General features: G+C 45.8%; 14 protein-coding genes. All 14 read right to left on the bottom strand.

Annotation, left to right across the window (positions count from 1 at the left end):
* Positions 1-4 precede the first annotated feature (4 nt).
* The 14 genes from pilW to AC27KT_RS06550 all read right to left on the bottom strand — a co-directional run bounded on the left by pilW (position 5) and on the right by AC27KT_RS06550 (position 14,186).
* Positions 5-1,195: a type IV pilus biogenesis/stability protein PilW gene (gene pilW / locus AC27KT_RS06615; RefSeq protein WP_487128461.1), complete on the bottom strand. Its 1,191-nt coding sequence runs from the start codon at positions 1,193-1,195 to the stop codon at positions 5-7.
* A 24-nt stretch (positions 1,196-1,219) separates the two neighbouring features.
* Complete coding sequence (rlmN, locus tag AC27KT_RS06610) at positions 1,220-2,338, bottom strand: dual-specificity RNA methyltransferase RlmN (RefSeq protein WP_487128459.1); 1,119 nt, start codon at positions 2,336-2,338, stop codon at positions 1,220-1,222.
* A gap of 317 nt (positions 2,339-2,655) precedes the next feature.
* Positions 2,656-3,087: a nucleoside-diphosphate kinase gene (ndk, locus tag AC27KT_RS06605; RefSeq protein WP_012519000.1), complete on the bottom strand. Its 432-nt coding sequence runs from the start codon at positions 3,085-3,087 to the stop codon at positions 2,656-2,658.
* A gap of 272 nt (positions 3,088-3,359) precedes the next feature.
* Entirely contained in the window at positions 3,360-3,770 is a 411-nt protein-coding gene (locus AC27KT_RS06600) for a SufE family protein (protein WP_487128456.1), read from the bottom strand.
* 59 nt (positions 3,771-3,829) lie between these two features.
* Positions 3,830-4,363: a putative Fe-S cluster assembly protein SufT gene (gene sufT / locus AC27KT_RS06595; protein WP_014999056.1), complete on the bottom strand. Its 534-nt coding sequence runs from the start codon at positions 4,361-4,363 to the stop codon at positions 3,830-3,832.
* Positions 4,364-4,413: 50 nt separating this feature from the next.
* Positions 4,414-4,770: a HesB/IscA family protein gene (locus tag AC27KT_RS06590; protein WP_014979828.1), complete on the bottom strand. Its 357-nt coding sequence runs from the start codon at positions 4,768-4,770 to the stop codon at positions 4,414-4,416.
* 9 nt (positions 4,771-4,779) lie between these two features.
* Entirely contained in the window at positions 4,780-5,997 is a 1,218-nt protein-coding gene (locus AC27KT_RS06585) for an aminotransferase class V-fold PLP-dependent enzyme (RefSeq protein ID WP_039231541.1), read from the bottom strand.
* Complete coding sequence (sufD, locus tag AC27KT_RS06580; RefSeq protein ID WP_487128453.1) at positions 5,994-7,250, bottom strand: Fe-S cluster assembly protein SufD; 1,257 nt, start codon at positions 7,248-7,250, stop codon at positions 5,994-5,996. The genes AC27KT_RS06585 and sufD overlap by 4 nt, the downstream gene beginning before the upstream one ends.
* Positions 7,247-8,008, bottom strand: coding sequence for a Fe-S cluster assembly ATPase SufC (sufC, locus tag AC27KT_RS06575; protein ID WP_014979831.1), 762 nt, complete (start codon positions 8,006-8,008; stop codon positions 7,247-7,249). The genes sufD and sufC overlap by 4 nt, the downstream gene beginning before the upstream one ends.
* A 3-nt stretch (positions 8,009-8,011) precedes the next feature.
* Complete coding sequence (gene sufB, locus AC27KT_RS06570) at positions 8,012-9,448, bottom strand: Fe-S cluster assembly protein SufB (protein ID WP_014999059.1); 1,437 nt, start codon at positions 9,446-9,448, stop codon at positions 8,012-8,014.
* 394 nt (positions 9,449-9,842) lie between these two features.
* On the bottom strand, positions 9,843-11,009 hold the full coding sequence (locus tag AC27KT_RS06565; protein ID WP_487128450.1) for an IscS subfamily cysteine desulfurase: 1,167 nt from the start codon (positions 11,007-11,009) through the stop codon (positions 9,843-9,845).
* Positions 11,010-11,027: 18 nt separating this feature from the next.
* The gene (gene iscR / locus AC27KT_RS06560) at positions 11,028-11,513 is read right to left on the bottom strand and encodes a Fe-S cluster assembly transcriptional regulator IscR (RefSeq protein WP_014950178.1); all 486 of its coding nucleotides are present in this window, start codon (positions 11,511-11,513) and stop codon (positions 11,028-11,030) included.
* Between the two features lie 257 nt (positions 11,514-11,770).
* Positions 11,771-12,682 carry an alpha/beta fold hydrolase gene (locus AC27KT_RS06555; protein ID WP_487128448.1) on the bottom strand — a complete coding sequence of 304 codons (912 nt, stop codon included), beginning with the start codon at positions 12,680-12,682 and terminating at the stop codon, positions 11,771-11,773.
* Between the two features lie 49 nt (positions 12,683-12,731).
* Positions 12,732-14,186 carry a flavin-containing monooxygenase gene (locus AC27KT_RS06550; protein ID WP_487128446.1) on the bottom strand — a complete coding sequence of 485 codons (1,455 nt, stop codon included), beginning with the start codon at positions 14,184-14,186 and terminating at the stop codon, positions 12,732-12,734.
* Between the last annotated feature and the right edge of the window lie 45 nt (positions 14,187-14,231).

Genomic DNA, 14,231 nt, shown 5'->3' with positions numbered 1-14,231 from the left:
AACCTTATTCCTCCTGCATACTCGGTGGTACTAACCAAAGCGTCTGACCAGCAATAATAGCGCCAGTATTTTCAAGGTTATTCCACTCTTGCAGTGTTGCCATTTTGATATTGTGCAATAAAGAAATACGATATAAGTTTTCACCTTCTTTTACTACATGGAATTTATCACTTTGCACAGATAATTCAGTATTTTGTGCTTTTTCCAGTGTGTTACCTGTGGCTGTAGGAGCGTTGTCGGTGTTATTGCTCTGAGATTGACGCTGAGCTTCACCGTCTTGGTCGACGCTCTTTACATTTTCTTTATCGTTTGATGATGTTTGTGCAAGCCCGTCGGTATTTGTTTGGTTTTCGCTTATTTCTGTTTCAGAATCGTTTGGCTGTGTAGATTTGACGGTTTTAACCACTCTGTTTTGCATACTTTCACGTTGCACTAAGTAACGTTTAGTAAGCTCACTTTCAGGGAACAATGACATCATCATTTCGCCATAACCCTTTGCAGTCTCTAGATCCCCTTTCCCTTTGGCTATTTCATAAGCTAACCACAATGAATCAGGCGTAACTTTGGCAACACGTTCGTATTTTCGTAACGTAGATTCAGCAAGTTCCCATTGCTCTGAAACCGTGTAAAGTTCACTGAGTAAGAACAGGCTCTTGCCCCTGGCAGGCTGATGTTTTAATGCGTCTTGAAAATAGCCGATCGCTTCATCTAGCTTACCTTGACTTTGCGCGCACAAAGCCAAGTTCTCGTAGGTTTGCGCTGCGTTAGCGTAAAGCCTGTTATTTATAGCATCAAAGAAATACGCTTTGGCTTTTTCGTATTCGCCGTTTTGGCACTTAAACGCGCCATAACTGTTGGCAATATCGCCATTGTTAGGCGCAAGGTCGATAGCAGTTTCATAGTACTCTTCCGCTCGAAGGTTATCTCCAACCAGCTGATAATAATACGCCATAGCGAACTGCACATCTGCAGAACGTGGGTTGAACGCAAGCGCCTTATCAAGGTTCTTTTTAGCTTGGGTGTAATTGTTATTTTGTAGATAGGTAAGACCAAGTGACATGCGTGTTTTGGCAGCTTCTTCATGATCGAAGTTACCGCCATACAACCCTGACTGGCTATTACTAACACAGCCATAAGTAAAAACAATCGCACTTAACACGCCGATTTTAAGTGAAGTTCGCAATCCAGCAGCCATAGTCTTACCCTAATATCTTAATGATTATTGGGCCATTTTTACTGAAATTGCTTCGCCCTTCACCTGTTTTTTTAACATTCTTTTCGTTCTGTCTACTACATCGCCCACTAATTGACCGCATGCTGCGTCGATATCATCGCCTCGCGTTTTACGTACGACGGTGGTAAACCCATATTCCATAAGCACTTTTGCGAATCTATCTATACGCGAATTGCTTGAACATGTGTAAGGTGAACCTGGGTATGGATTAAAAGGTATTAAATTTATTTTACTAGGGGTGTCTTTCAATACCTTAGCCAGCTGATGCGCTTGCTCTGTGCTGTCATTAATGTTTGAAAGCATAACGTATTCTACCGTCACGCGGCCTTGGTTCGCTTTAGATTTGGCCAGATAACGACGTACGCCTGCTAAGAAGGCTTCGATATTGTACTTCTTATTGATAGGCACGATCTCGTTGCGCAAGTCATCGGTGGGTGCGTGTAATGAAATAGCTAACGCTACGTCTATTTGGTCACCCAACATATCTAGCGCAGGTACTACACCAGATGTACTTAGCGTAACGCGGCGTTTAGACAGGCCGAAACCGAAATCGTCCAGCATAATATCCATGGCTGGTACAACGTTTTTAAGGTTAAGCAGTGGCTCACCCATGCCCATCATTACTACGTTAGTGATAGGGCGTTTGCTTGAGTCTTTTGAAAGACCAAGGAAAGTAGCTACACGCCATACCTGACCAATAATTTCACTCACGCTTAGGTTACGGTTGAACCCCTGTTGCGCGGTTGAACAGAAAGTACACTCTAGCGCGCAACCTACCTGTGATGACACGCAAAGCGTTGCACGATCAGTTTCTGGGATCCAAACAGATTCAACTTCCTGACCACCTTCAAGGGTAAGTGCAAACTTAATAGTGCCGTCGCTCGCTTCTTGAAAGTATGCAATTTCAGGCGCTTTAATTTCGCAATTTTCAATGAGCATCGCGCGAAGGTTTTTATTGAGGTTACTCATTTCCTCGAAATCGCTAATACCGTGCTGGTAAATCCATTTCATCACCTGATCGGCACGAAACGGTTTCTCGCCCATTTCTTTGAAGAAATTGCGCAAGCCTTCGCGATTTAAGTTTAATAAGTTAGTTTTTGCCATGAATAAGATGACCCTTTTACCTTCGAGGGATGCCCCTCTTACTACTGAATACGGTGTAAAAACCAGCGATTCGACTATGTCTTGAGCGACATTTAAGAAAAAGAAAAACGCTGATTAAAATTTGCGCGGATAGTACCACAAATGAGATTTGAGAAAAAGCCGATTTAACGCAGAGAAACGTTAACTTTAGCGATGCGCGAGAAGCGTGGTTTAGTGCTCCTAAATAAGCACCGAGCAAAGCAGCATAAAGCGTGCTCAGACACTTACAAACAAAAACGGGGCCCTAGGGCCCCGTTTTTCAAACTACCAGTCTTCGCTTAGCGAGTACGTGGGCAGATTTCTTCTTCAGAGAAGAAGTAAGCAATTTCACGTGCTGCTGATTCAGGTGCGTCAGAACCGTGAACTGCGTTTTCGTCGATTGACGCAGCGTAGTCTGAGCGTAGTGTACCTGCAGCTGCATCAGCTGGGTTAGTTGCGCCCATGATTTCACGGTTAGCTAGAACTGCGTTTTCGCCTTCTAGTACTTGAACCATAACCGGACCAGACGTCATGAAGTCTACAAGTGCGCCGAAGAAAGGACGCTCTTTGTGTTCTGCATAGAAGCCTTCTGCTTGCTCTTTGCTCATGTGGATCATCTTAGATGCCACGATGCGAAGACCTGCAGATTCGAAACGGTTGTAAATTGCACCGATTACGTTTTTAGCTACCGCATCAGGCTTGATAATCGAAAAAGTACGCTCAAGAGCCATGTTCTCTCTCCAAACAAATAGTGTATGTATCTTTAAAATTTTGGCCGCGAATTATAGGCAATAAATAGCAGCTTGACCAGAGCCTTTATCAAATCAGATATAAAGTACTGTTTTTATGCGTAAATGTAGAGAAAGGATAGGCTGTTAACGATGACAATATGATGACAGCGTACAGAATATTTTGCGCAGTACGTGGTTACCGGCAACTGTATCTACACCTTGCCTTTTCTATGAGACACTAAAACGGCGTAAAGAAACCAACGCTTAAAAAATTAAGCGTTGGCTTTTGCTAATTCTTGAATTTTACCCACAATGGCGCGTAAGCCATTACCGCGGGTTGGCGTTATATGACGCTCTAGGTCTAGTGCTTCAAAATAGCCGTCGATATCAAACGCCAAAATATCTGTTGGCGTTTTGTCGTTATAAGCGGCAAGTACTAACGCAAGCAGTCCTTGAACAATAACTGCATCGCTGTCCACGTCAAAGTTAATTTTATTGCCGTCGTAAGACTCAACCAACCAAACGCTGCTCTGACAACCTTTAACCAAACGCTCGGGGGTTTTAGCATCTTCAGGCAAGCCTGGAATAGATTTCCCTAAATCAATGATGTACTGATAACGCTGTTCCCAATCGTCGAAGAACGCTAAATCATCAACAATTTCGTCACTGCTAGGTAGTTGCATTGCTATTTCCGCTTAATTTGTTTGAAAAGTTGTGTGATTAAATTTCACTGCGTGGATGACTAGAAGAACAGACCTGCTTCAAGCTGTGCTTCTTCACTCATCATATCACGGGACCATGCAGGGTCGAATACAAGCTCTACGTTGACGTTTTTAACATGGGGAACCATGGCAACGCGGTATTCAACATCACCAACCAATACTGGGCCCATACCACAGCCTGGTGCCGTCAGGGTCATATCAATATTAACGCTGCCTGTGCCTTGGTCAATTTCAACTTTGTAGATAAGACCAAGGGATACAAGGTTGATAGGGATCTCAGGGTCAAAGATAGTTTCTAACGCGTCCCACACTTGCTGTTCGCTAATGTTGCCATCTTCTGGCGCGTCAAAGCTTAATGTCATCGCCTTACGGCCAATAGCACCTGCATCAGTACCGTCGATGCGGTACATGTTGCCGCGCCACGTTACCGTATAGTTACCACCGAGCTCTTGGGTGATATTCACAAACTCGCCTTCAGGGATCACGGTAGGATTGCCCGCTGGAACTAAGCGCGCTTTACAATCGCGCTCGGTGGTCACCATTTTTTGCTTCATAAACTACTTAGTACTCTTTGTTCTACCACTGATGGCCTTTGACGTGGCAATTAGCCTACGTTAAAGCTTTCACCGCATCCGCACTCATCAACCACGTTCGGGTTGTTGTATTTAATGACGCCGTTAACACCTTCTGTAACGTAATCAATTTCAGTATTACGCAGTAGGTCGGTGGCATCTGCAGCCACGGCTACGTTAAGTACTGGCGAAATTTCAACAATTTCGTCATCGGCTTGCGCACTATCTGCGAAATCAAGCACATAGGCGTAACCTGTACAGCCGCTTACTTTTGTCGATAAACGAATTAACTGACCAGGCTTGTCTTTAAGCTTACTTTCGAAATGCTTAACGGCACTGTCAGTTAGCGAAATGAGTTTTGTACTAGGTACGAAAGTTTCAACACTCATAATGCCTCCTTAGGCCAACATCATTTTTGCTTTTTTAAGCGCAGCAAATAAGCTGTCGACTTCTTCAAGCGTATTGTAAATTGAGAACGACGCACGGGCAGTACCCGGAATACCAAAGCGCTTCATTAGCGGCTGTGCACAGTTATCACCGGTACGGATCGCAACGCCTTGTCTATCGAGAATGAAGCCCACGTCCGCCGGGTGCGCACCTTCCAGAAGAAAGCTCAGCACGCCTACCTTGTTAGGTGCTGTACCGATTATCCGCATACCGTCAAACGCTTCGGCCTGCTCGGTAGCATAGGCAAGCAGCTTTTGTTCATGTTCATGCAAAGCATTGACATCAAGGGCACTAAACCAATCTACTGCAGCGCCCATACCAATGGCACCTGCGATGTTTGGCGTACCGGCTTCTAAGCGATTTGGCAACGCACCCCATGTGGCTTCATGGTAGGTCACATCTTTGATCATCTCGCCGCCTACCTGCCAAACAGGCCAGGTTTCTAGCACCTCTTTTTTGCCCCACAAGCAGCCAATGCCTGTTGGACCGAATAGCTTGTGTCCTGAAAATGCGTAAAAATCACAGCCAATGTCTTGTACGTCAACACCGCCGTGAGCAATGCCTTGTGCACCATCAACCAGCACCCATGCGCCAACCGCTTTCGCTTTTTCAGTAAGCAGTTTAATTGGGTTAACCGTTCCTAATGCATTCGATACGTGAGGAAACGCCACTAGCTTAGTGTTTTCAGACAGCAGTCTATCGAAAGCGTCTACGTCTAACTCTCCGCTGTCAAAGATAGGCACCACATTGAGCGTTGCACCAGAGCGGCGACACGCTTGTTGCCAAGTCACCAAGTTTGCGTGGTGCTCAAGCTCAGTCACCATCACTTCGTCACCTTCGCTTAGTAGCTGTCCAAGACCATTGGCGACTATATTGATGGCTTCAGTGGTGCCGGATGTCCAGATAACTTCTTCACGCGCTTTCGCATTAATGAACTTTGCAACGCTGGTACGTGCATTTTCGTAACGGCGCGTGGCTTCATCCGATAAATGGTGCGCACCGCGGTGCACGTTTGCATTCGTCCCCGTGTAAAAATCGACTAAGGCGTCGATAACGGCCTGAGGTTTTTGTGTTGTTGCCGCGTTATCTAGGTAGACCAGCGGCTTGCCGTCTACCGTTTTAGATAAAATAGGAAACTGGGCACGAAGTGCTGCAACGTCTAAGCTCATTTCACCTCCATTTGGGCGAAGCGCTCACTTAAAATTGGTGCTAGCCATTCACGGACTGCCGTATTAGGCACATCATTTATAAGCTCTTGAATAAAGCCAAAGTTGAGCATTACCAGTGCTTTACTGCGAGAAACGCCGCGGGTTAGCATGTAATACAAGGCTTCTTCTTCAATTTCAGCAACCGTTGCACCGTGAGCACATTTTACGTCATCAGCATAAATTTCAAGCTCAGGCTTGGTGTTGATAACGCCGCGGCGAGATAGCAACAAGTTGCGGTTGTTAAGTTCAGCCAATGTCTTTTGCGCGTCACGATGAATATGAATGCGACCATTAAACACGGCACGTGCTTTATCGCCTACAATCCCACGCGCGTTTTCTTCTGTTGTGCCATTAGGCATCGCGTGCTCAATGGTGGAGTGAAGGTCAAATAACTCGCCTTCCGCCAGAAGATAAATGGCATTCATTTTCGCATCGGCAAATTCGCCGGCGTGATGAATATCTACATCTAAACGGGAAAGCTCGCTTCCATAGCCCACCATGGTGCTGTTAAGCGTAGTACGGTTATGTAGCTTAAAGTGGCTGCCGCCTAATTGCTTAGCTTTGCCAGTAAACATAGCAAAACGATAGTGTTCTAGATGTGCATCATCAGCTAGGTCATATTCAGCAAACGCTGTGGTTAAGCTTTCCGTATCGCCAAAACCTTGCTCGATAACCGTGGCGCTCGCGCCTTCAGCGACCTTCACCACCACACGCGTATGAGCATCAACATTTTGCGACGCCATGTTCACAATGCGCACTGGCGTGTCGATTTTCACGCCTGCTTCAACATTAATAAATATACCGTGTTGGCACAGCGCATCGTTAACTAGGCCAAACATATGACGGGTTGGTTTAACCTGACCGTATACACTGCTGATTGCTTGCTGCGTGGCAGTATCATCATTATTAAGTGACGTGATGCTCATGCCCGCTGGCACATTTAGCGTGTTAACCTGCGTGACCAAGACACCGTCTACAAATACAAGGTCGATAGCATTTAGGTTATCGATAGCGGGTACCGGTAAACTGTCTGCCTGAACCGCTTGCTTAGCTTCACGCTTTTCAACGGGTGTTAGCGGCGTAAAACGCCAGCTTTCGTTTCTACGGGCTGGCCAACCATCGGCTTTTAACTTTTCTAAGGCCTGCTGACGCACGGGCGCTAAGTAATCGGAGATTTGCGCCGCATCAATGACCTGTTCTAGCCATTGACTCATGCTTCCGCCTCCTCGTACGCTTTACCTAGGAATGCGTATCCGCTCTTCTCTACTTCTAGCGCTAATGACGCATCACCGCTTTTCACAATTTTGCCGTCGGCAAGAATATGAACAAAGTCAGGTTTGATGTAGTCTAGAAGACGCTGGTAGTGGGTAACAACAATGAAGCTACGCTCACCGTCGCGCTGGCTGTTAACGCCATCGGCAACAACCTGAAGTGCGTCAACGTCAAGGCCAGAGTCTGATTCATCAAGAATACAAAGTTTTGGCTCTAGCAAAATCATTTGCATGATTTCGTTACGCTTCTTCTCACCACCAGAGAAACCTTCGTTCACACCGCGCTTCAAGAAATCTAATGGAAGCTGTACTTGCTTACACGCTTCTTTTGCTTTCTTTAAAAACTCAGCAGCAGTTAATGGCGCTTCGCCGCGCTGTTCGCGCATAGCGTTAACTGACTCTTTCATGAATTCCATATTGCTTACGCCAGGAATCTCAACGGGGTATTGGAACGCAAGGAAAAGGCCTTCGCGGGCACGCTCTTCTACTTCAAGCTCTAGTAGATCTTTACCGTTAAGCGTTGCTTCGCCTTCGCTTACTTCGTAACCATCACGACCAGATAGGACGTAGCCTAGTGTACTTTTACCGGCACCGTTGGGGCCCATGATAGCGTGTACTTCACCAGGTTTAACTTCAAGGTTAAGACCTTTAATGATGTTCTTCTCTTCCACGCTGGCATGTAAATTCTTGATACTAAGCATTGATTACCCCACTGAACCTTCAAGACTAATTTCGAGCAGCTTGCCGGCTTCTACGGCAAATTCCATTGGCAGCTCTTTGAATACTTCTTTACAGAAACCGTTAACAATCATAGAAACGGCCTTCTCTGTGTCTAAGCCACGCTGCTGACACAGGAATAATTGTTCGTCGCTCACCTTCGATGTTGTTGCTTCGTGTTCAACAATCGCAGAAGGGTTGCGGCTTTCGATATACGGGAACGTGTGCGCGCCACATTTGTCACCGATAAGTAGAGAGTCACACTCGGTGAAGTTACGTGCACCGTCTGCGCGAGGGCCCATTTGAACCAGCCCGCGATAGGCGTTATTGCTGTGACCCGCTGAGATACCTTTAGAGATGATGGTCGACTTGGTGTTTTTACCCACGTGGATCATCTTAGTACCGGTATCAGCCTGCTGGCGACCGCGAGTTAGCGCTACTGAGTAGAATTCACCTACACTATTGTCGCCTTTAAGTACACAGCTTGGGTACTTCCACGTAACCGCAGAGCCCGTTTCAACCTGCGTCCACGAGATTTTGGCATTAGTATGCGCTACACCACGTTTTGTCACGAAGTTGTAGATACCGCCTTTACCGTTCTCGTCACCTGGGTACCAGTTCTGTACCGTTGAGTATTTAATTTGCGCATCGTCCATTGCCACTAGCTCAACCACTGCCGCATGCAGCTGGTTTTCATCGCGCTGTGGAGCGGTACAACCTTCAAGGTAGCTTACATAGCTGCCTTCATCAGCAACAATCAAGGTACGCTCGAACTGACCGGTGTTCATTTCGTTAATACGGAAATAAGTAGAAAGCTCCATTGGGCAACGTGTGCCTTTTGGAATATAAACAAATGAACCGTCAGTAAATACAGCGCTGTTAAGCGCAGCAAAGTAGTTATCTGTGCGCGGCACTACCGAACCAATGTATTTCTTTACAAGGTCTGGGTACTTCTGAAGCGCTTCAGAAATTGGGCAAAAGATCACGCCCGCTTCTTCAAGCTTATCGCGGAACGTCGTAACAACCGATACCGAGTCGAATACCGCATCTACCGCAACACCTGCCAGCATTTCCTGCTCGTGTAGAGGAATGCCCAGCTTTTCATAGGTGCGAAGTAGCTCAGGATCAACTTCATCTAGCGACTTAGGCTTATCTTTCATACTCTTTGGTGCCGAGTAATAAGAAATGGCCTGATAATCGATTTTCGGATAGTCGACATGCGCCCAATCTGGCTCTTCCATTTCTAGCCATGCATGATAAGACTTCAAACGCCATTCAAGCATCCATTCAGGCTCGTTTTTCATTGCTGATATGCGGCGGATAACCGACTCGTCCAGGCCGCTTTCAAACGTTTCCGATTCGATTTCTGAATAGAAACCCGCATCGTACTTTCTTTCTAACGCCTGTTCGATCTGTTCACTCATGTTGGGATCTCACTTGTTTGCCTGCATTTGCTGCCACTAACCTTTCTACTTAACTGGCAAATAAATCACCCCACGGTCTTGGTAATTTATATAGACTTTCAACTTCAACAACTTAATTTATTTGGGTAATTCCCCAACAGCATTGTCGAAACTGCCAGTTACATTGCGGACAGCCTAAAATTTTGGTGCCGTAGTATATAATACCCGACTATTTCACTCAAATATTCAGCCATTAATTTATGGCCACTTACGCGTTTTAAACGCTGCTTAAAGGTCAATTTCCTTCAAACGCGCATTAATTTTCTTCCAGATTCACTAAAATAAAAAAGAATGCGCTAACACTAACTACGCTTTGCCTACTACAAAAACCCGCGCTCAACGACGGTATAGGCGGCTATGCTGAAACCGCTTGGCGCAGTCGCGTTGTTACATCCACTACTTTTTTTACTACGTAATCGATGTCTTCTTGGGTCGTAAAGCGCCCTACGCTAAATCTAATACCTGCATGCGCCAATTCATTACTGCGGCCAATCGCTTTTAGCACATACGAAGGCTCTAAACTCGCTGACGTACATGCCGACCCTGAAGATACGGCGATATCATTTAAGCCCATCATCAAGCTTTCGCCGTCTACACCCGCAAAACTCACATTTAGAATGCCTGGGATACGCTGTGTTGCGTGGCCGTTTAAATAGATATCGTCGAGCTGTTGAAGGCCCTGCCACAGCGATTCACGCAGTGCTAATATGCGCGCACTATCCTCTTCCATTTTTGAAGAGGCTAGCGCGATAGCTTCACCTATTCCAACAATTTGGTGGGTGGCTAATGTACCCGACCGCATGCCGCGTTCGTGGCCACCGCCATGGATTTGTGCCACCAGATTGATTTTGGGACGGCGACGCACATATAGCGCCCCCATACCTTTCGGGCCGTACACCTTGTGCGCCGAAATAGACAGCATATCTACTGGGAGCTCAGCTAAATCAATGGCAATTTTGCCCACACTTTGCGCACCATCCACATGAAAAAGAATGCCTTTGTCACGACAAAGCTGGCCAATAGCTTGAATGTCTTGGATAACCCCTAGTTCATTGTTAACGTGCATCACCGACACCAAAATAGTGTCGTCGCGCAACGCATTTTCAAGCGCATATAAATCAATTAACCCGTTCGGCTGTACTTCAAGATACGTAACCTCAAAACCTTGGCTTTGTAAGTACTCACAGGTATCTAACACAGCTTTGTGTTCGGTATTAACGGTAATGATATGTTTGCCTTTATTGGCATAACCTTGGGCAACGCCTTTTATTGCAAGGTTGTTCGATTCAGTGGCCCCCGAAGTAAAAACAATTTCTCTAGGGTCGCAATTAAGCGCGTCGCTGATTTGATTTCTAGCAACATCAACCGCTTCTTCTGCCATCCAGCCGAAGCGATAACTACGAGAAGCTGGGTTACCAAAGTTGCCATCCAGCGTTAGGCATTTTGCCATTGCCTCGGCCACACTTGGGTCAACCGGTGTTGTTGCTGCGTAATCTAAATAAATGGGTGTTGATAAAGCCATGCGTTACTCAATACCAATTTAAAGTTGGATACTAACTTCAATATCTTTGGTGATATGACGAAGTGAGGCATTACCGTCTTGACGGTCGGCTACCTCTTGCACATCACGCTTTGCCATTAACTCGCCCAACGTAATTGAATTCAAAAACGCCGCTATGCGATCACTTAGGTCTTGCCACAAGCTGTGCGTTAGGCAGCGATCGCCGCCTTGACAGTCTGCTTGTCCTTGGCAACGTGTCGCATCAATGGACTCATCGACGGCGCGAATGACTTCGCCTATCGCAATTTTGCTTGCTTCACGGCCTAATAAATAGCCGCCGCCAGGCCCGCGGACGCTGTCTACCAATTGCTCTTTACGCAATCGAGAAAAAAGCTGTTCAAGGTAAGATAAAGAAATTTCTTGTCGTTCTGAAATGTCGGCAAGAGGCACTGGACCACGCTTTGAATGCAAAGCGACATCAAGCATTGCGGTAACCGCATAGCGCCCTTTCGAAGTGAGTTTCATTGGATTCTCCCGCCGTTTTGTAGTGCAGGAATTTTCACATACCCGACTAAAATGGTCAAGTATAAGACCCAGTAAATTAGTCAGGTATTATTGATTCGAGTAATCGCTTTTGTACATCAAGGCTTTCGTTTCATTTTAGCCCGATCCAAATAAGCACTAATAGACGCTAATAGGTGGCAAATTTGCGTGGTTACTTCTACGCTAAATGCCAAGAAATCGTTTATTCTGCAAATGAATGATAACGTCGACCATAAGCGCTATTTGTTTGCATTTAAGTGAATATGAGCAAGAATACTGTCTGCTATCCGATGTGATTGAACGGTATCTATTTGATGGCGCAACCCACGCAATACTTGATGTTTAGCACCTGATATAGCTCTGGCTGTTGCGACACCGCCACTGGGATGCACCATGTGATCAACATCTCCGTGAATCACTAATGTTGGAGCTTTGACATTTTGAAGCATTGGCGTTCGGTCCCCGGATTTCATAATAGCACCGATTTGCCGGAACATCGCTTTTGCATCACTTTTGCCACCATTGCGCTGCCATGCCAAACGCGCGTACTGATGCCATTGGTTTACGGCTCCGTTTGCAGCTACATCGCCAATATGCGTCATCATTGCCTGATAGTTTTTTACTGCGTCATTTTCGTTCATTGGCGCTTTAGCTCTTGCCATTCGCCATAGCGTTGAATAAGAGGGTTGCCCTACGCGGCGATTTCCTGTCGTCGAAAAAATAGACGTCATAGATATCACTTTTTCAGGATGCATACTTGCAAGGGTCTGTGCAATCATCCCTCCCATAGACATTCCTGCGATATGTGCGCTTGATATATTTAGCGCCTCTAACAACTGTGCAGTATCTTCAGCCATCCGCTCAAGTCCATATGCACCTTTCGGCGACCTTCCTCTTAACTGCTGTAATAGGCTGGGATGCGGCGTGTCGCTGCGTACTGACCTTCCTGCATCACGATTGTCAAAGCAAATAACGCGAAATCCACTAGCAACTAAACGCTCAATAAGCGCGTTTGGCCAATAAACCAACTGAAGACCTAAACCCACAATAAGTACAATGGTATCGGTATTTCCGACACCATGTTCGGCATAGCAAAACCTATCACCGCTTTTAAGCGTTACGTATTGCTCATGATGCTGGGCTAAACTCATTTAAAGCTCTCGTGATTTAAAAAAAGTAAGTGTGCGTCTATTAAAATTTCTATTCAAACTTAAGAGCTGGATCGTCTACACGGCCTTTCCGAAAAATTTTCACGTCTTGTGCATAATTGAACGACATAGACCAAGGAAACTGCATGCCTTGACGTGGCAATTGTTCTAAAGAGCGTTGGATGTAGCCAGCGCCAAAGTTTAGCAACGGTTGTGTTTCCATATTTGGGTCTGCTATAGGTGTACACTGTGTAAAGCCGTGCTCTTCCATATGATTGAGCAATCGCGTGAAATGTTCACATAGAAGGCCAATTTTTAGTGTCCACGATGAAGCTGTATAGCCCACCGCAATAGCAAAATTAGGCACGTCACTGAGTAACATACCTTTATACGTAACACATTCTGGAAGCGAAACAGCTTCACCATCAATTTTTGGCACTATCCCTCCTAAAGGCAGAAGGTTTAATCCAGTGGCTGTTACTATAATATCTGCTTCAATATGCTGGCCCGAATCAAGTTTAATGCCCGTTTCAGTAAACGTATCTATAGTATCTGTTGCAACCGACGCCTTACCTTTCGAAATTGACTCGAATAAATCTCCACCCGGAACCGCACACAGTCGCTGCTCCCAAGGATTGTAAGGAGGGTTAAAATGTATATCTACTGGATACCCTTCGGGTAACATTTTTGCATTAAGACTGCGTATTATTTTGCGCGCACGATGTGGAAAGCGCTGGCAAAATGCGTATACCCAACGCTGTTTCACTATGTTAAACCAACGCGCAGATTTAAACGCTGTATCCTCGCTAAACCACGCGCGTAAATGTTTTGCGATTGGATCATCTACGGGAACAGGCAATACGTAGGATGGCGTTCTTTGCAGCATAGTCACGTGCGATGCGCTTTTCGCTAATGCGGGAACCAGCGTTACCGCCGTTGCACCACTTCCGATTACCACTACGCGTTTATTTTCGTATTCCAGATCTTCAGGCCAATGCTGTGGATGTACAATCTGGCCGTTAAATTGTGATTGCCCTTTGAAATGTGGTGCGTAACCTTTATCGTATCGATAATAACCCGAAGCGTTAAATATCCATCTGGCGGCAATGTGCTCATGCTGCCCACTCTCTTCTGACTTTAACGTAACCCGCCAATAGTTTTTATCGCTTTGCCAGTCTATATCTAACACACGAGTTAAAAAACGTATGCGCTCTTTAATACCGTTTTCAGCCGCGGTTTCTTCGACGTAAGCCTTTATTGAACGACCATCAGCAATGGCTTTTTTCTCTTTCCAAGGTTTGAATTCGTAGCCAAAGGTGAATAAATCAGAATCTGAGCGTATTCCCGGGTATTTAAATAAATCCCATGTGCCGCCCAAATCACCGCGGGCTTCTATAATAGAATATGAAAGATCAGGACATTTTTTTTGAATGTGGTAGGCGCAGCCGATACCCGAAATTCCGGCTCCAACAATTAGTACGTCGAGTAATTGCGCTGTTTCTTGCATAACGTCCCTGAAAAGTGATGTTCAACCTTTCATCTCAATGTATGT

It is taken from the genome of Alteromonas sp. 5NW40-0090 (assembly GCF_057552975.1).
This window is presented reverse-complemented; position numbering and strand designations above follow the sequence as displayed.

What these genes read in the sequence shown, in the direction of transcription:
- pilW (WP_487128461.1), bottom strand. Translation starts at nt 1,195, where the DNA reads ATGGCTGCTGGATTGCGAACTTCACTTAAAATCGGCGTGTTAAGTGCG.
- rlmN (WP_487128459.1), bottom strand. Translation starts at nt 2,338, where the DNA reads ATGGCAAAAACTAACTTATTAAACTTAAATCGCGAAGGCTTGCGCAAT.
- ndk (WP_012519000.1), bottom strand. Translation starts at nt 3,087, where the DNA reads ATGGCTCTTGAGCGTACTTTTTCGATTATCAAGCCTGATGCGGTAGCT.
- AC27KT_RS06600 (WP_487128456.1), bottom strand. Translation starts at nt 3,770, where the DNA reads ATGCAACTACCTAGCAGTGACGAAATTGTTGATGATTTAGCGTTCTTC.
- sufT (WP_014999056.1), bottom strand. Translation starts at nt 4,363, where the DNA reads ATGAAGCAAAAAATGGTGACCACCGAGCGCGATTGTAAAGCGCGCTTA.
- AC27KT_RS06590 (WP_014979828.1), bottom strand. Translation starts at nt 4,770, where the DNA reads ATGAGTGTTGAAACTTTCGTACCTAGTACAAAACTCATTTCGCTAACT.
- AC27KT_RS06585 (WP_039231541.1), bottom strand. Translation starts at nt 5,997, where the DNA reads ATGAGCTTAGACGTTGCAGCACTTCGTGCCCAGTTTCCTATTTTATCT.
- sufD (WP_487128453.1), bottom strand. Translation starts at nt 7,250, where the DNA reads ATGAGTCAATGGCTAGAACAGGTCATTGATGCGGCGCAAATCTCCGAT.
- sufC (WP_014979831.1), bottom strand. Translation starts at nt 8,008, where the DNA reads ATGCTTAGTATCAAGAATTTACATGCCAGCGTGGAAGAGAAGAACATC.
- sufB (WP_014999059.1), bottom strand. Translation starts at nt 9,448, where the DNA reads ATGAGTGAACAGATCGAACAGGCGTTAGAAAGAAAGTACGATGCGGGT.
- AC27KT_RS06565 (WP_487128450.1), bottom strand. Translation starts at nt 11,009, where the DNA reads ATGGCTTTATCAACACCCATTTATTTAGATTACGCAGCAACAACACCG.
- iscR (WP_014950178.1), bottom strand. Translation starts at nt 11,513, where the DNA reads ATGAAACTCACTTCGAAAGGGCGCTATGCGGTTACCGCAATGCTTGAT.
- AC27KT_RS06555 (WP_487128448.1), bottom strand. Translation starts at nt 12,682, where the DNA reads ATGAGTTTAGCCCAGCATCATGAGCAATACGTAACGCTTAAAAGCGGT.
- AC27KT_RS06550 (WP_487128446.1), bottom strand. Translation starts at nt 14,186, where the DNA reads ATGCAAGAAACAGCGCAATTACTCGACGTACTAATTGTTGGAGCCGGA.